Annotated in this window: 16 protein-coding genes and 1 rRNA gene (1 of these 17 cut by a window edge); all 17 read right to left on the minus strand. The window is 50.9% G+C overall.

What is annotated here, in order from left to right; genetic code table 11:
- A 16S ribosomal RNA gene (locus ACFOLF_RS17480) occupies positions 1 to 136 on the minus strand (it extends 1,419 nt beyond the left edge of the window).
- Between the two features lie 486 nt (positions 137 to 622).
- On the minus strand, positions 623 to 2,119 hold the full coding sequence (gene lysS, locus ACFOLF_RS17485; RefSeq protein ID WP_210046399.1) for a lysine--tRNA ligase: 1,497 nt from the start codon (positions 2,117 to 2,119) through the stop codon (positions 623 to 625).
- Positions 2,120 to 2,295: 176 nt separating this feature from the next.
- Positions 2,296 to 2,772: a transcription elongation factor GreA gene (gene greA, locus ACFOLF_RS17490; RefSeq protein WP_189000131.1), complete on the minus strand. Its 477-nt coding sequence runs from the start codon at positions 2,770 to 2,772 to the stop codon at positions 2,296 to 2,298.
- A 332-nt stretch (positions 2,773 to 3,104) separates the two neighbouring features.
- Positions 3,105 to 4,133, minus strand: a complete 1,029-nt coding sequence (gene dusB, locus ACFOLF_RS17495; protein WP_210046398.1) for a tRNA dihydrouridine synthase DusB — start codon at positions 4,131 to 4,133, stop codon at positions 3,105 to 3,107.
- A gap of 72 nt (positions 4,134 to 4,205) precedes the next feature.
- Complete coding sequence (locus ACFOLF_RS17500) at positions 4,206 to 4,418, minus strand: helix-turn-helix domain-containing protein (RefSeq protein ID WP_210046397.1); 213 nt, start codon at positions 4,416 to 4,418, stop codon at positions 4,206 to 4,208.
- Entirely contained in the window at positions 4,370 to 4,948 is a 579-nt protein-coding gene (folK, locus tag ACFOLF_RS17505) for a 2-amino-4-hydroxy-6-hydroxymethyldihydropteridine diphosphokinase (protein ID WP_210046396.1), read from the minus strand. The genes ACFOLF_RS17500 and folK overlap by 49 nt, the downstream gene beginning before the upstream one ends.
- On the minus strand, positions 4,923 to 5,312 hold the full coding sequence (gene folB, locus ACFOLF_RS17510; protein ID WP_210046395.1) for a dihydroneopterin aldolase: 390 nt from the start codon (positions 5,310 to 5,312) through the stop codon (positions 4,923 to 4,925). The genes folK and folB overlap by 26 nt, the downstream gene beginning before the upstream one ends.
- Before the next feature lie 18 nt (positions 5,313 to 5,330).
- Complete coding sequence (gene folP, locus ACFOLF_RS17515; protein WP_210046394.1) at positions 5,331 to 6,197, minus strand: dihydropteroate synthase; 867 nt, start codon at positions 6,195 to 6,197, stop codon at positions 5,331 to 5,333.
- Positions 6,198 to 6,219: 22 nt separating this feature from the next.
- The gene (gene pabC / locus ACFOLF_RS17520) at positions 6,220 to 7,101 is read right to left on the minus strand and encodes an aminodeoxychorismate lyase (RefSeq protein ID WP_210046393.1); all 882 of its coding nucleotides are present in this window, start codon (positions 7,099 to 7,101) and stop codon (positions 6,220 to 6,222) included.
- A complete protein-coding gene (gene pabA, locus ACFOLF_RS17525) occupies positions 7,098 to 7,679 on the minus strand; it encodes an aminodeoxychorismate/anthranilate synthase component II (protein WP_210046392.1) in 582 nt (193 codons plus the stop codon). Before pabA ends, pabC begins: the two co-directional genes overlap by 4 nt.
- 5 nt (positions 7,680 to 7,684) lie before the next feature.
- On the minus strand, positions 7,685 to 9,334 hold the full coding sequence (locus tag ACFOLF_RS17530) for an anthranilate synthase component I family protein (RefSeq protein ID WP_210046391.1): 1,650 nt from the start codon (positions 9,332 to 9,334) through the stop codon (positions 7,685 to 7,687).
- A gap of 160 nt (positions 9,335 to 9,494) precedes the next feature.
- Complete coding sequence (gene cysK, locus ACFOLF_RS17535) at positions 9,495 to 10,433, minus strand: cysteine synthase A (protein ID WP_210046390.1); 939 nt, start codon at positions 10,431 to 10,433, stop codon at positions 9,495 to 9,497.
- Positions 10,434 to 10,573: 140 nt separating this feature from the next.
- Positions 10,574 to 11,527, minus strand: a complete 954-nt coding sequence (locus ACFOLF_RS17540) for a peptidylprolyl isomerase (protein WP_210046389.1) — start codon at positions 11,525 to 11,527, stop codon at positions 10,574 to 10,576.
- A gap of 19 nt (positions 11,528 to 11,546) precedes the next feature.
- On the minus strand, positions 11,547 to 12,437 hold the full coding sequence (gene hslO, locus ACFOLF_RS17545) for an Hsp33 family molecular chaperone HslO (RefSeq protein ID WP_210046406.1): 891 nt from the start codon (positions 12,435 to 12,437) through the stop codon (positions 11,547 to 11,549).
- A gap of 76 nt (positions 12,438 to 12,513) precedes the next feature.
- A complete protein-coding gene (locus tag ACFOLF_RS17550; protein ID WP_210046388.1) occupies positions 12,514 to 13,284 on the minus strand; it encodes a type III pantothenate kinase in 771 nt (256 codons plus the stop codon).
- Entirely contained in the window at positions 13,281 to 14,180 is a 900-nt protein-coding gene (gene nadC / locus ACFOLF_RS17555) for a carboxylating nicotinate-nucleotide diphosphorylase (RefSeq protein WP_210046387.1), read from the minus strand. The genes ACFOLF_RS17550 and nadC overlap by 4 nt, the downstream gene beginning before the upstream one ends.
- Positions 14,173 to 15,789, minus strand: a complete 1,617-nt coding sequence (gene nadB / locus ACFOLF_RS17560) for an L-aspartate oxidase (protein ID WP_210046386.1) — start codon at positions 15,787 to 15,789, stop codon at positions 14,173 to 14,175. The genes nadC and nadB overlap by 8 nt, the downstream gene beginning before the upstream one ends.
- Between the last annotated feature and the right edge of the window lie 23 nt (positions 15,790 to 15,812).

A 15,812-nucleotide genomic window follows, 5' to 3' on the forward strand; every position in this document is an offset into this window, starting at 1 on the left:
GCAGGTTGCCTACGTGTTACTCACCCGTCCGCCGCTAACCCCGTTGAAAGCAAGCTTTCAACGAAATCCGCTCGACTTGCATGTATTAGGCACGCCGCCAGCGTTCGTCCTGAGCCAGGATCAAACTCTCCATAAAAGAGATCCGAAGATCTCGTAACTTACAGATAAGCTAAAAACAGCTCATTCTTTAAAACCTGTTTGACAGGTCGCTCATTGTTCAGTTTTCAAAGAACAAATGCTTCTTCAGTTAGGCACTATGTAACTTGGCCCTCTTTAGTAAGCTTATGTCGGCTGCCTCAGCGGCGACTTGATTAATATATCATAGGCCTATATCTAAATGCAACACTTATTTTCATTTTTTTATTCACGTTAATCATTACCAAGTATCTATACCTAATGGCTCCGATTATGTCTGCTTGAATAACAATCAATTTGCGCCGTTTAGTGCCCCCTTATTACTCATAGGAAGTGACGTCTAACTACATCATTAGAAGATAGAACGGGTCCCCAGTTAAAGAAACAATTGTGAATACTCATGCTTCCCCAAAAACATAAAAACCGCTGTGGACTATGAAAGCTCTCAGCGGTTCATGTCAATATGAAAGCAATGCCGGCAGATGCATTAGCGCATCTGAGGGAACAACAGGACATCGCGGATGGACGGAGCATCCGTCAACAGCATCACTAACCGGTCAATCCCGATCCCCAGCCCGCCAGTCGGCGGCATGCCGTACTCCAACGCACGTATGAAATCATCGTCCATTTCATGCGCCTCATCGTTGCCCTGCTCACGCTCAACCAGTTGAGATTCAAAACGTTGACGTTGATCGATAGGGTCGTTCAGCTCTGTAAAGGCATTTGCGTGCTCGCGTGCAACGATAAACAGCTCAAAACGGTCCGTGAACCGCGGATCGCTGCTGCTTTTCTTAGCCAACGGAGAAATCGCCACCGGATGTCCGGTAACGAAGGTCGGCTGAATGAGCGTATGCTCCACAAATTCTTCAAAGAATGCATTGAGGATATGACCGAATGTCATATGCGGCTCGACTTTTACTTTATGGTTCCTTGCGTGGTCATGTGCCTCTTCGTCTGTCATTTCAACGGCGAAATCGACGCCTGTCGCTTCTTTGACCAGTTCAACCATGGACACACGCCGCCATGATGGCGTCAAATCCACTTCCTGCCCCTGGTAGGTAATCTTGGTTGTACCCAGAACTTCTTGTGCGATATGGGCAATAAGGGATTCCGTTAAAGCCATGATGTCTTTGTAGTCAGCATACGCCTCGTACAGCTCAATCATTGTAAATTCCGGATTATGGCGTGTTGACATCCCCTCGTTGCGGTAAACACGGCCAATTTCATAGACCTTCTCCATACCGCCGACAATAAGACGCTTCAGATGAAGTTCAATGGCAATTCGCATGTATAACTGCATATCGAGTGTATTGTGATGGGTAATGAAGGGACGCGCGGAGGCTCCTCCTGCTATGGAATGAAGGGTTGGCGTTTCTACTTCCAAATAATCACGGGAATCCAGGTAACGGCGCATCGATTGAATAATACGCGAGCGGGCAATAAATGTCTGCTGCACCTCAGGATTGACGATCAGATCGACATACCGCTGACGGTAACGCAGTTCGACATCTTTCAGACCATGAAATTTCTCGGGAAGGGGCAGCAGAGATTTGGATAATACGGTGATCTCTTTTGCTTTGACCGATACCTCTCCTGTGTTGGTCTTGAACACAACGCCGCGAACTCCGATAATATCTCCGATATCCAGCAAATTGAATGCTTCGTATTCCGCTTCATTAACGGTATCCTTGCGGGCATAAATTTGAATTTTTCCGCTTAAATCCTGAATATGCGCAAATGCGGCTTTACCCATGCCACGCTTTTGCATGATTCGTCCCGCCACACTGACTTCAACAGCTTGTCCTTCCAGATCCTCTTTGCTCACTTCGTTGTAAGTCTCAACAATTCCCATGGCACGGTGAGTTCTCTCGTATTTACCGCCGAACGGATCAATGCCAAGTCCCCGTAATTCATCCAGCTTGTCTCTGCGAATCTGCAGGAGCTCGCTTAATTCCTGCTCTTCCGTTTGATGCTCCACTACCATTCATCTCCTTGTTCATTTCCAAGCAGCTCATCTTGGCGTTTGCCCCAAATATCAAGAACAAACAAGCTAAGCCCCAAACGGGGCTGGGCATGCTACTTCTCTTATTGGAAAAACACCAAACTCACTAAACTTGTGAAAAAAGCTTCCAGTCGGAAGCTTTTCCAAAAGGTGCCCGGTTACTTTTTGATATCAACGATTTTATATTGAATAACGCCGGCTGGCACGTTCACTTCAACAACAGTCCCTTTATTTTTGCCGAGAATGGCCTTCCCGACCGGACTTTCATTGGATATTTTGTTTTGCAGCGGATCCGCTTCAGCTGTACCCACGATCGTATACTCCATCGTATCGCCGAACTCCATATCCTCAACCGTTACAATTGAACCGATGCTTACCGAATCAATGTTAATGTCGTCATTATTGATAATGCGCGCATTGCGCAGCATCTTCTCCAGCGTAATGACGCGGCCTTCGATAAAGGCCTGCTCGTTCTTCGCGTCTTCGTACTCGGAGTTCTCGCTGATATCGCCATAACCGATAGCCACTTTAATCCGTTCGGCTACCTCACGGCGCTTGACAGATTTTAACGTCTCCAGTTCTTCCTCGAGCTTCTTCAGTCCGTCCTGAGTCAAAATGATCTCTTTATCGCTCATGCTACTGATTCTCCTGTCGAGTGACTTTTTTTCATACCCTGTATGAATTCACCGTTTACTTAATATATTACGCATCATCCCCTTGATGACAGCGTATGGAAGCATGTTGCCCTACTTACTTAATCTGGTTGATTTTCATCGCGCGAAACTGATTATTGAGAAATTATATTTCAAATTTGCCCCGAATGTCAACGAAAGCCAGTTACCGGATATGAACATTTAAAGTCCCACCCATCAACAAAGCTTCCAACAAGAGGAAAAATACAGCCGCTGCTTATATTTTATAGCCGAAGGCCAGTGTAACAAGCGTAGAAGGTCTGGCCTTAAATCTGCTATTGGTAGACAACTTCACCTGAAGCATGCTGAGAAAGACTTGGCAGCTCGCCCTCCGCACCCAACGATTCAATGTAGTTCCCCAAAATCTGAGCCATTACGTCTCTGCTCGTCTCTTCCATAATGACATCCTTGACTCGTGCGGCGCCGGGAAGTCCCTTCAGGTACCAAGCCAAATGCTTGCGCATCTCGCGCACTGCAACCGACTCACCTTTGAGATTCACCAAACGGTCCATATGAACGATGGCTATCTCCATTTTCTCACGCGGACTTGGATCCGGGAGCAGTTCTCCCTCTGTCAAATAATGAATGGTCCGGTAGAGCATCCATGGGTTGCCGAGTGCGCCGCGGCCGATCATCACGCCGTCACATCCCGTATGGTCCAGCATACGCTTCGCATCTTCCGGTGAAAATACGTCTCCGTTTCCAATAACGGGAATGCTTACCGCCTCTTTAACATCCCTTATAATATCCCAATCCGCTTTGCCGGTATACAATTGCTCCCTTGTTCGTCCATGAACGCTTACCGCCTTGCCGCCAGCCCGCTCAACAGCCTGGGCATTCTGCACGGCATAAATATGCTCGCTGTCCCAGCCGATCCGCATTTTCACGGTAACCGGCTTGTCTACAGCATCCACTACAGACGAAACCATTTCATAGATTTTGTTCGGATCAAGCAGCCAGCGTGCTCCTGCGTCGCATTTTGTAACTTTGGGAACCGGACAGCCCATGTTAATGTCGATAATATCGGCATTGGTCTGTTTGTCGACAATTTTCGCTGCTTCCACAAGCGATTCCCGGTCTCCTCCAAAGATTTGCAAGCTAAGAGGCTTCTCCCGCTCGTCGACAAACAACATATCCAGCGTACGCTTGTTGCCGTGAACAATCGCTTTGTCACTGACCATTTCGGCACACACCAGGCCGCAGCCGAACTCTTTGGCAATCAGTCGGAAAGCCGGATTGCACACGCCGGCCATCGGCGCCAGTACAACCTTGTTCTTCATTTCAATATGACCGATTTTGAGCATGATGCTGCTCACTCCCTTCTGATTTATATTTAGAAGTTCGGCTTAGTGCCGCACTTCAAATGTGCTGCTCCATTACCGGCTGTTGTCAGCCGTCAATTCATTGTAAGAGATTCCCAGGGTCTCGGAAATACGCTCCAGCAGCTTGGGATCGGGCTTGCGTGTACCCCTCTCCAGTGAACCCAGGACAGCAACCGATACTTCGAGCCGCTCCGCAAGCTCCTGTTGTGTAAATCCCTTCAGCTTTCGGAAAGCGCGGACGCGCTGTGCCAATTGATCGTATTCCATAACGTGATGCCTTCCCCTCCATCCTCTAACGCCCGTGATGCCGTTTGATCTGCCTGCTCCTTCAGCGGATGATGGCTGCTCAGCACATCGCTCAGCGGAACCAACACAAAAGCGCGTTCCATCATTCTTGGATGGGGCAGGGTCAGTTCATCCTCCGACATTTGAACATCGTCCATCAGCAATAAATCAAGATCGATCGTGCGCGGACCAAAACGGATATCGCGCGTTCTGCCCAACTGGTTCTCAATATCCAGCATCGTGCGTAATAGTTCCAGCGGCTCCAGCGTCGTACAAACAGATGCCGCCATGTTCAGAAAAGCCGGTTGGTCGGTATAGCCTACCGGTGCCGTCTCATATATACCGGATATACGCTTGACCTGAATGCCAGGATGACTATCAAGCAGGTGAAGCGCCTGGCGGAGCAGCTGCTCGCGATCTCCAATGTTGGAGCCCAGCGCCAGATAAGCTTGAGAAGTCTTGTTCAGATCAGCGCTTGCTGCATTATTATTCAGCGGGTGCTTGTTGTTCATAGTCATCCCGCTTTCTACAGAGTTCGACAGTAACACCATCAAAATGAATATCAAACGGCGGATGAGGCTTGATCACGCGGACCGTCACTTCATTTACACTAGTATAAGCGTCGAGAAGCCTCGATGCAATGTGACCGGCTAAAGCTTCAATTAATTTGAAAGGCGGTCCTTCTACAATAAATTTCACCAGCGCATGGGTCTCTGCATAATTCACCGTATGGGCCAGATCATCGGTTTTTTCCGCTTGCGTGAGGTCGAGTTTCAGCTCCACGTCGACGATATACTGCTGTCCCAGCTTGTTCTCTTCAGGAATTACGCCATGATAACCAAAGAAGCGCATTCCATTCAATATCATTCGGTCCATCCGTTTCTCCTCCTGTAGTTAAGTCTTATATATAATTGCGTCAGCCATCAAAGCATTGCGCTTCATATCCTGCACATCATGAACACGCACAATCTGGCAGCCCTTCGCAATACCGATTGTGATTGTAGCCGCAGTTCCCATCACGAGCTGATCGGTTGGCAGCTTCAGTGTATGCGAGATAAAACGTTTGCGCGATGTGCCCAAAAGGACAGGATAGCCCAAAGCGGCCAGCTTTTCCAGATTGCCCATCAATAACAAATTCTCCTCATATCCTTTGGCAAAACCAATTCCCGGGTCCAGCCAAATATTACTCTGCCGTATACCCGCTGCAGTCCCAATTGAAATACTTTCCTGAAGATCGGCGATAACATCCTGCACAAGATCGGTATAATCCATTTGATGGCGGTTATGACTCAGTATAACAGGACAACCAAACTCGGCTGCTACTTCAGCCATACGCGGATCGCCTTTTAGTCCCCATATATCGTTAATGATAGCTGCGCCTGCCATCAGGGCCTGGCGCGCAGTTTCTGCTTTATACGTGTCTATCGAAATGGGGATCTGCGGCAGCGCTTCACGCACAGCACGGATAATCGGAATTACCCGCTCCAGCTCCTCAGCAAGGGATACCGGCGTATTTCCCGGGCGCGTTGACTCGCCGCCGATATCAATAATATCCGCTTCCTCCTCCGCCATCGCCGTAGCATGCTTGACCGCAGCCTTTACGGTATGGAAGTTGCCGCCATCCGAGAAGGAATCCGGCGTTGTATTCAGAATTCCCATAATCAGCGTTCGTGAGCCCAGATGCAGCTTGTTACCGTCATTCAAATCATAAGTACGAAAATATGGCCAGCTGACATCCGTATTGAATTCCTTCTGCTGCATCGTAACCTCCCTTTCAATTCCGTCATATCTGTGAGCTTGCGGTCTCCTGTCGGTAGGCTGCAAGCAGCAGCTTATAGAGCGGTCCCGCACCGGCATGGTTAACGGTATGAACAAGACCCTGCTGATCGCGCAGTCTTGTGACCGGTACCAGCTCTTGTATGGAATTGGTCACCCACACTTCATCCGCTTCAATAAGCCGTTCCCAGCCAAATAGGCCCTCTACCACTTCGTATCCCGCTGCCCTAGCCAGCTCCATTACCCGCTGCCTCGTAATGCCGGGCAATATGCCTGTCGCAACGGACGGAGTATAGATCACCTGCCGCTTGGCAAAAAACAGATTGCTGACAATTCCCTCTGCCATCCAGCCTTCGCTTGTCAGCATCAGCCCTTCCGTTCCTGGTGACGCTCCCAGAGACAGCAATTCGCGCTTGGCGATGATGTTATTCATATAATGCAGCGACTTCAAACGGACATCACCCTCCGGCGTATTGCGCCTGGTCTGCAGCAGCGCAAGCTCCCGGCCCTGTTCATATAACCGTTCATCCACCGCTGGCAATGCCTTCACAAGCAGTAATGCGTCAGGCTTTGTATAATCCTCCAGAGGAAGACCCAGCTCGCCCGCGCCTGCCGTTACGGTCAGCCGCACATATGCTTCCTCCAGCCCGTTAGCGCGCATCAGTTCACGGAGCCAGGACCGAACAGTATCCGCGTCTGCCTGGTACCGGATGCCCAGCGAACGGCAGCCATCGGTCAGCCTGTCCAGATGACGCTCCAGTAAAAAAGGACTACCCTTGTAGGTGCGGAATGTCTCGAACAGGCCCATCCCATACAAAAAACCGTGATCATAGACCGAGATCACGGCTTCCTCCGCTGGCTTAACCGCTCCGTTCCAGCCTATATTCATCTCGCTGCCCCTGTACGCATGCTTAAGAAATTGCGAAGCAAAGCAAGACCGTTCTCGGTAATAATGGATTCCGGATGGAACTGGACACCTTCAATCGGGTACTCCTTATGGCGCAAGCCCATGATTTCGCCTTCCGCTGTTTGGGCGCTAATCTCCAGACAATCCGGCAGCGTCTCCCGCTTTACAATAAGGGAATGGTAACGAGTAGCTGTGAAAGGGGATGGTACACCTGTAAAAATCGACTTGCCGTCATGCAGGATCGGCGATGTTTTGCCATGCATCAATTTCTCGGCACGCACCACATCGCCGCCAAAGGCTTGTCCAATAGCCTGATGACCCAAGCAGACGCCGAATATGGGAATTTCGCCCTTGAACTGGTCGATCAGCGCCAGTGAGATCCCGGCTTCATTGGGGCTGCAGGGACCTGGTGAAATCAGGATGTGATCCGGGGCAAGCGCCGCGATACCGTCCAGATCGATCTCATCATTCCTCTTCACGACGATATTCTCGCCCAATTCTCCCAAATATTGAACCAAATTATACGTGAACGAATCGTAATTATCGATAACCAAAATCATTTGCATTACCCCCTTATAAGTTGCGCCGCCCAAAGCTCACTGTATTGAATGGCCTTCCAGAGCGCTTTGGCTTTGTTCAATGACTCGTAGTATTCCCGCTCCGGGTCGGAATCAATAACAATTCCCGCTCCGGCTTGAATATGGACCATCCGGTCCTTCATCGTCATCGTTCTTATTATTATATTAAATTCCATATCTCCATTATAGTCAATCCAACCAAGTGATCCCGTATAGGGGCCTCTTCTTACGGGCTCAAGCTCTTCAATGATTTCCATTGTGCGGATCTTGGGGGCGCCGGTGATCGTCCCGCCCGGAAAAGTCGCAGCAATGACATCGTAGGCATCTTTCCCTGCAGCGAGCTTTCCCTCAACCTGCGAAACCAGATGCATCACATGGCTGTACCGCTCAATACCCATGAGTTCTTTCACTTGAACAGAACCATAGGCGGAAATTCGCCCTAAATCATTGCGCTCCAGATCGACGAGCATAATATGCTCCGCCCGTTCCTTCTCGCTGATCATCAATTCTTCAGCCATAGCCTGATCGTCGTCTTCGGTATGCCCGCGCCTGCGCGTTCCGGCAATCGGCCGCGTAACCAGCTTTCCGCTGCTCAGCTCCACCAGCAGCTCGGGTGATGCCGAAACCAGTTGAAAATCCGGACAGCGCAGCATACCCATATATGGAGAGGGATTGAATAAACGGAGCCATTCATATAATTCCTCAGGCGATGCCGTTGTTTCTCGGCTCTGCCGCAGCGAGAGGTTCACCTGAAAAACATCCCCTTGAGAAATATAAGAACGAATGCGCTCTACCGCTTCCATATAGGCAGCCTTGGAAAAGGGCGACGTTCTCCCTCCAATGGCCTCAACATCAATATGAAGGGACTCCTTATCCATCAGCTCCAGGCGGCTTTGGCGCAATCTGGCAGCCTCGGACCCGGAACCCGCCGCTGCTGAATTTCCTGATGCGGGCTTGCCGGATGTTTCCTGGCCGTCCTGGATATTCTCCCCATGATTCAGGCCAGTTGACGCTTCAGTCATCATCCCGTTCCACGTCACCGTCATTGCTTCCGCCCGGGCAGAGGCGCCCTCATACAGCTCTCCAAGCTGTTCAGAGGATTCCTCCCCTGTAATCGGCGTATGAATGGCGCAGTAAAGTTTCTTCTCCACATGATCCACAATCCACAGCTCATCGATCCGAAGAAACAAATAATCAGGCAAACCCAGGTCATCCGACGCCAATGTGGGAAGCTTCTCGATGGAACGGATAACATCGTAGCTCCAGTAACCGACACACCCGCCTGTCCATTTCGGTGCATCCTTCATACGAGGCGCTTTGAAGCCGCTCATCCAGTTGCGGACCGTTTCCAGCGGCCGCCCGTTATAGGTGGTCTGTTGTCCGTTCCTGAAGTCAGTTGCCTCTGCCCTGTTGTCTTTGCCGCGGATAATAGATGTGGGCTGAAGACCCAGATAGGTGAACCTTCCATCCTTGCCGCTCTCCAGTACAAAGGAATAAGGAGACGCCGCTTCCCAGGCCCTCTCCCATGAAAGGGGTTTGTCTATGTCATGAGGCAGCGCCCGCTGGACCAGCAGCGGGAGCGTTGTATATTGTTGTTCCTTCCAATCCTGCCACTGGGAAAAGGTCGTCAGCTTCATAGGCTGTCCTCCGCTCATCATTTTGCATCAATCCGGTCTTTCATTTGGAAGCTAGTATACCTAATCAGCGGCCAAAAGAAAAGAAAAATTGGACCCCCATTTGTGATGGAGATCCAATCGATACCGGCACTATAGCGGGCCAGTGCCACGTTAAGCCGTATTAGTTTTCGAAATTGAACAGCGGTGTGGACAGGTAGCGTTCGCCATTGGAAGGTACAACAGCGATAACACGTTTGCCTTCGCCCAGTTCTTTGGCCACTTTCAATGCGGCGAAAATCGCTGCACCGGAAGAAATTCCACAGAGAATCCCTTCTTCTTTGGCAGCGCGGCGCGCCGTTTCGAAGGACTCTTCATTGCCAACGGTGATGACTTCATCATAGATATCGCGGTTCAAGATTTCAGGAATGAAATTGGCGCCGATACCTTGAATTTTGTGTGGGCCGGGATTACCGCCGGAAAGCAGCGGTGACGCCTCAGGCTCAACGGCATAAATTTTAATATTAGGGAAATTTTGCTTCAACACTTCACCAGCACCTGTGATCGTTCCACCTGTACCGATACCCGCAACGAAAGCATCCAGCTTACCGTCAAACGAGTTAATCGCTTCAACGATCTCAGGACCTGTGGTTTCGCGGTGAATCTTCACGTTCGCCTGGTTCTTGAACTGCTGCGGCAGGAAGTAGGAAGGATTCTCCTTCTGAAGCTCTTCGGCTTTGCGCACCGAACCGTTCATGCCCTCAGATCCTGGCGTCAGAATAATCTCTGCACCGTAAGCGCGAAGCAGGTTGCGGCGCTCAAGGCTCATCGTTTCAGGCATAACAAGAATTGCTTTATAGCCTTTGGCGGCTGCTACAAGCGCAAGACCAATACCGGTGTTGCCGCTTGTCGGCTCAATAATCGTATCGCCCGGCTTAATTAAGCCCTGCTGCTCCGCTACTTCTATCATGCTGATGGCAATACGGTCCTTAACGCTCGCTCCCGGATTTTGATATTCAAGCTTCACGTAGATTTCTGCACTGCCTTCAGGCACCAGGCGGTTCAAACGCACCAGAGGCGTGTCACCAATAAGATCGGTTATATTTTGTACAATTCTAGCCATGATAAGTGCTCCTCCTTATTCCGACTAATTCAGTTGGTTTTACCTACATCTTATCAGTCAAAACTACCCATTGTCAAGCGTTGCTTTTTGTCCAATTTGGGAAATCAGACATTCTCTGCCTGCTATTCATGAACATGCACTTATGGCATGATTTTGGCGTTGTATTTGACCAGAAGCTCGTCCTCAACCTGATCCAGGGGATCTGCCTTGGAAAGCTCAAGCTGTCTTCGCGCGTTATCCCGCTGCGTCTGCTCATCCAGCTGCTCTGTCGTATGCTTTTCCGTCAGTTGAATGACCGCCTGCCCTTTTTCGACCGCAATCGGCCCGGTGATCTCCCCAACCTCAAGCTTGGCGGCTTCATCCAGAACCCCGCTGTCCATAAACGGATCGTCCTCATCAATCAGACCCAGGTCTCCACCGCTATCCGAAGTGTCCGTGTCAATGGAATAGGTCTTCGCCATCAGCGCAAAATCCTCCCCATCTGACAACCGGTCCAGCAAGTCCTGCGCATCCTTCTTGTTCTCCGTCACTATCCAGGAAAGCCGGTATTGCGTGTGCGGGGCAAACTGATCCTTGTTCTCTTCCAAAAAAGCTTCAATTTCTTCATCGCTCACCGCAATGGTTCGTGTGGCGATTTTCTCAAGCAGCAGCCGGTATTCTGTGTCGGTCTTAATGGCCTCCGGCGTCAAGCCAAGCTGCTCCTTCATTGACTCGTAATACTGATCTTCACTCTCATAACCTGCCATCATGCTCTGTATTTCATTCTCAAGCTCCGAGTTTGAAACTTTCAAATCATACGTTTTCGCTTCCTGACGGATTGCAGCTCTGACCATCAAGGTGTGCAGTACCGTGTCGCCATATTGGCTCTGCAGTTGATCGGCAAGCTCAGAAGAAGCGATCTGTTCCTCCCCCACAGTTGCTGCAACATGATCCATAACAGAAGGCGGATCCTGATTGACGTCATCTGATTCATCACTGGGCAAAGGGGCATGGTCTCCTGGTGAGAGCACCCGAGTGATGACCACTGCGGCCAAAATGATCATACATACGGCTTGAAGCAGCACCACGCTCTTCAAAACCTGATCTTTCTTCATTATCGCCTCGGCCTTTCGATTATTGAATCGGTTTCGGCTTCGCCAGGTCAAGCAGCGTTTCCAGCTGCGGCCTCTCAAACACGTAGGTCTCATTGCAGAAATGACAGATGATTTCCGCTCTTCCATCTTCTTCAATCAGCTGTTGCAGCTCGTGCTCGCCCATGCTGATAAGGGTACGTTCCACTCTTTCGTGGGAGCATTTGCAAGCAAACACAAGGTCAAGCGTATCCAAAATCTGAATATCGTCACCCACTACCCAGCGAAGCAGCCCTTCAGGAGTCTCACCTTGATCCAGCAGAGCCGAAATCGGCGGCAGCGCAGTGACAGCCTGCTCCAGCTTGGCGATTTCTTCCTCTGTAACACCAGGCATCAATTGCACAATGAACCCGCCTGCATTCATCACCTGACCGTACTCATCCACCAGAACACTCAAACCAACAACCGAAGGCGTTTGCTCCGATGTGGCGAAATAATAGGTGAAATCCTCTGCAAGCTCGCCCGATACAATCGGAGTACTGCCGCGGTATGGCTCTTTAAGCCCCAAATCCTTGATGATATGGATGTGGCCCTCACGCCCTACAGCACCCGCAACATCCAGCTTGCCAAGAGCGTTGCTCGGCAGCTGCGTCTCGGGATTATCCACATAACCGCGGACCTCTCCAAGGGCATTCGCATCAATAACAATTTGCCCGATTGGACCGTCACCCTTCACCTGGATGGTCAGCTTTTCCTCTCCCTTGAGCATAGCTCCCATGATAGCGCCAGCCGTTGCGGTCCGTCCAAGGGCCGCTGTTGCTGTGGGAAGCGTTCCGTGCCGCCTGCGCAGCTCATTGACCAAATTCGTGGTGCTTGCGGCAAATACGCGAAGCTTCCCGCCCCATGCCGTACCCCGCACCAAGAAATCCTTCATTTGTTCTGCCTCCACTATTTCTCCCCCTCCTTATATCCGCATATGCGGCGAGCTTTAACGGCTATTCCTTGTGCTGTTAGTGCTCCTGATTTCGTTCATAAATGATACGCAGTCCCTCCAACGTCAGCAGCGGATCGACTTCCTCAATCGTTTCCGATTCGGATGAGATCAGCTCCGCCAATCCTCCTGTAGCAATGACGCGCGGATTCACATTAAATTCCGTTCGAATACGCCGGACAATACCGTCCACCTGACCGGCATAGCCGAAAATAATCCCTGCCTGCATCGATGTAATCGGATTGCGGCCAATAACGCTCTTCGGCTTAACCAGCTCAATGCGCGGCAGCTTCGCCGCCCGCTGGTACAAAGCCTCCGTTGAAATGCCGATGCCCGGCACAATGGCCCCGCCCAGATAATCGCCCGCGGCGTCGATATAATCGAAAGTCGTTGCCGTTCCAAAATCAACGATGATCAGGGGAGAGCCATATTTCTCAATACCGCCTACCGCATTGACAATACGGTCGGCGCCAACCTCGCGCGGGTTCTCATACCGGATATTCAGTCCCGTCTTCACACCCGGACCTACAATATGCGGCATCTTGCGCAAGTATTTGGCGCAAAGCTGCTCAAGCGTTCGCATAAGCGGAGGGACAACCGAGGAAATAATGACGCCTTCCATTTGCTCCAGCTTGAATCCGGCGAATTGGAAGAGATTATGAATCATTATACCGTACTCATCCACGGTTGCCGAACGGTTGGTGCTCAGGCGCCAATGCTGCACCAGCTTCTTTTCGTTAAAGACACCAAGTACAATATTGGTATTCCCTACATCAATGACTAGAATCACGCCTGCGGTCCTCCTTTTTTCCCGTTTAGATCAAGACTGATATCAAGCGATTGAAACGAGTAAGTTAGACCGCCGACGGAAATCACATCGACGCCGCATTCAGCGATGGCTCTCACAGTGCTAAGGTTGACGCCTCCTGAGGCTTCTATTATAACATGCGGTGAGTGCGTTTTGATCCGCAGCCGCGCTTCCTTCATCAGGTCATAGGACATATTGTCGAGCATAATGATATCGGCTCCGCAGGCGAGCGCTTCTTCCACCTGCGCAAGCGACTCGGTTTCCACTTCGATTTTCATCGTGTGCGGGATCTGTCGACGGGCTGCACTTACGGCAGCGGTAATACCGCCGGAGCCTTTAATATGATTATCCTTAATCATGACTGCATCATAGAGACCAAAGCGGTGATTGGAGCCGCCTCCGATTCGAACCGCGTATTTCTCCAGCAAACGATGACCCGGCGTTGTCTTGCGGGTATCCGTAAGACGAACCGGGAGCCCGTCCAGCGCTTCAATAAAGGAGCTTGTCTTTGTTGCGATGCCCGACAGCCGCTGCAGCAGGTTGAGCGCCAGACGCTCTCCGGTCAGCAGACTGTGCGTATTGCCTTCCACCTCGGCAATCACAGTCCCCTTCTGCACCTTGTCCCCATCAGCGGCAAGCGCATGAAAGGTCAGCGACGGGTCCACAACATGAAATACAAGCTGGGCTATTGGCATACCGGCCAATATACCGTTTTCCTTCACATGAATAACAGCTCTGGACTGGCTGCCTGCGGGAATCGTTGACCAACTGGACACATCTCCCGCACCGACGTCCTCATCGAGCCATGCGCGAATCTGCTCCCGCAGGGCGTGTTCTGTCCCACCAACGGCAAAAAGTCCCGCCTTCGCATCATACATCTTCGATCCGCTCCTCGGTCAAGCCATGCTCGCGATGCAGCACCATATGTTTGCGCCAAAACAGATCGTCACGTTCCGGAAAATCCTCGCGTGAGTGTGCGCCGCGGCTTTCTTCCCGTACCAGAGCAGCCTCAGCGGTCAGCATGGCACAGGTGAGCAAATTGGCAAATTCAAATTCTTCACGTTTGGTCAATACAGCCTGAAAAATCGGCAGCTGCCTGCGCAGCTCCTCCAGCCCTTTATCCAGACCTTTGCCGTCGCGCCGCAATCCCGCATACCGGACCATAATTTTCTGCAGCTTCAGCCGTTTTTCCACTACGGCCTGCATCGATGTTCCGCTTCGCGGAATGGCAGGGGTTTCTATGGTCAGTCCCGGTTTCAACGGCTCCAGACTGTTAATCCGCTCCACAATACGCCGGCCGAATACGATGGCTTCCGACAAGGAGTTGCTGGCTAAACGATTTGCTCCATGTACACCGGTTGACGAGCATTCGCCGCAGGCGAACAGACGGCCGATATTGGTCTCCCCGTTCAGATCCGTCTTGACGCCCCCCATCATATAATGCGCCGCAGGAGCGACTGGAATCCAGTCGGTTGTCAAATCCAGCCCAAAACTCAAACAAAACTCATAAATATTAGGAAAGCGATGTTTCACCATATCCGGCGACTCATGGGTGACATCAATATAAACGAACGTCGATTTGGTTTCCTCCATCTCGGTGACGATCGCACGGGCAACCACGTCCCGGGGAGCAAGCTCAAGCTGCTCATGATATTTCTCCATAAACCGTTCGCCTCTAATATTGCGAAGGATACCGCCTTCTCCGCGTACTGCTTCCGAAATGAGGAATCGCGGTGCTCCCGGGTAGCAGAGTGATGTGGGATGGAATTGAACGAATTCCATATCTTGAATGTTAGCTCCCGCCCGGTAAGCCATCGCAATCCCGTCGCCGGTCGCTACATCCGGATTTGTTGTGTACCGGTACAGCTGACCCGTCCCGCCTGAGCAGAGAATCGTTGCTTTACCGCGCACAAATACCCTTCCGCCCTCCGGTTTCTGAACAACCGCTCCAATGCATTGACCGTCATCAATAATCAGATCAATGACAAAATGATCGTCCCAAACCTCGATACGCGGGTTCTCAATCGCTTTCAGCGAGAGGGCGCGAACAATTTCAAAGCCGGTCGCATCCCCATTGGCATGCAGAATACGCCGCTGGCTGTGAGCGCCTTCTTTGGTAAGCGCAAATTCACCGTTCTCCTGATCGAACTTCGTGCCCATCCGCACCAGATCCTGAACACCCTTCGTTCCTTCATGAACCAGCACATCAACTGCCGCATGGGAACAGAGTCCCGCACCTGCGATGAGCGTATCCTGCCTGTGATATTCCGGAGAATCATCCTCCGATATGACGGCAGCAATGCCGCCTTGGGCATATCGTGTGTTGCTGTCCAGAAGAGACTTCTTCGTTATCATCAGCACATCATTATCGCTGCTGGACTTAATAGCGGTAAAAAGGCCGGCAATGCCGGCCCCGATGACGATAACATCCTTGTCGATAACAGGAAGATCTGCGAGCGATACATCTACTAAATATCGTGGGATCATCGTAATAGATTTTCCTCTCTAAA

This window comes from Paenibacillus sepulcri, from assembly GCF_042647105.1.
Taxonomy (GTDB): domain Bacteria; phylum Bacillota; class Bacilli; order Paenibacillales; family Paenibacillaceae; genus Paenibacillus_Z; species Paenibacillus_Z sepulcri.

Bases quoted from the DNA above. Each gene is read 5' to 3' on its own strand.
- lysS (WP_210046399.1), bottom strand. From the start codon at position 2,119: ATGGTAGTGGAGCATCAAACGGAAGAGCAGGAATTAAGCGAGCTCCTG.
- greA (WP_189000131.1), bottom strand. From the start codon at position 2,772: ATGAGCGATAAAGAGATCATTTTGACTCAGGACGGACTGAAGAAGCTC.
- dusB (WP_210046398.1), bottom strand. From the start codon at position 4,133: ATGCTCAAAATCGGTCATATTGAAATGAAGAACAAGGTTGTACTGGCG.
- ACFOLF_RS17500 (WP_210046397.1), bottom strand. From the start codon at position 4,418: ATGGAATACGATCAATTGGCACAGCGCGTCCGCGCTTTCCGAAAGCTG.
- folK (WP_210046396.1), bottom strand. From the start codon at position 4,948: ATGAACAACAAGCACCCGCTGAATAATAATGCAGCAAGCGCTGATCTG.
- folB (WP_210046395.1), bottom strand. From the start codon at position 5,312: ATGGACCGAATGATATTGAATGGAATGCGCTTCTTTGGTTATCATGGC.
- folP (WP_210046394.1), bottom strand. From the start codon at position 6,197: ATGCAGCAGAAGGAATTCAATACGGATGTCAGCTGGCCATATTTTCGT.
- pabC (WP_210046393.1), bottom strand. From the start codon at position 7,101: ATGAATATAGGCTGGAACGGAGCGGTTAAGCCAGCGGAGGAAGCCGTG.
- pabA (WP_210046392.1), bottom strand. From the start codon at position 7,679: ATGATTTTGGTTATCGATAATTACGATTCGTTCACGTATAATTTGGTT.
- ACFOLF_RS17530 (WP_210046391.1), bottom strand. From the start codon at position 9,334: ATGAAGCTGACGACCTTTTCCCAGTGGCAGGATTGGAAGGAACAACAA.
- cysK (WP_210046390.1), bottom strand. From the start codon at position 10,433: ATGGCTAGAATTGTACAAAATATAACCGATCTTATTGGTGACACGCCT.
- ACFOLF_RS17540 (WP_210046389.1), bottom strand. From the start codon at position 11,527: ATGAAGAAAGATCAGGTTTTGAAGAGCGTGGTGCTGCTTCAAGCCGTA.
- hslO (WP_210046406.1), bottom strand. From the start codon at position 12,437: ATGAAGGATTTCTTGGTGCGGGGTACGGCATGGGGCGGGAAGCTTCGC.
- nadC (WP_210046387.1), bottom strand. From the start codon at position 14,180: ATGTATGATGCGAAGGCGGGACTTTTTGCCGTTGGTGGGACAGAACAC.
- nadB (WP_210046386.1), bottom strand. From the start codon at position 15,789: ATGATCCCACGATATTTAGTAGATGTATCGCTCGCAGATCTTCCTGTT.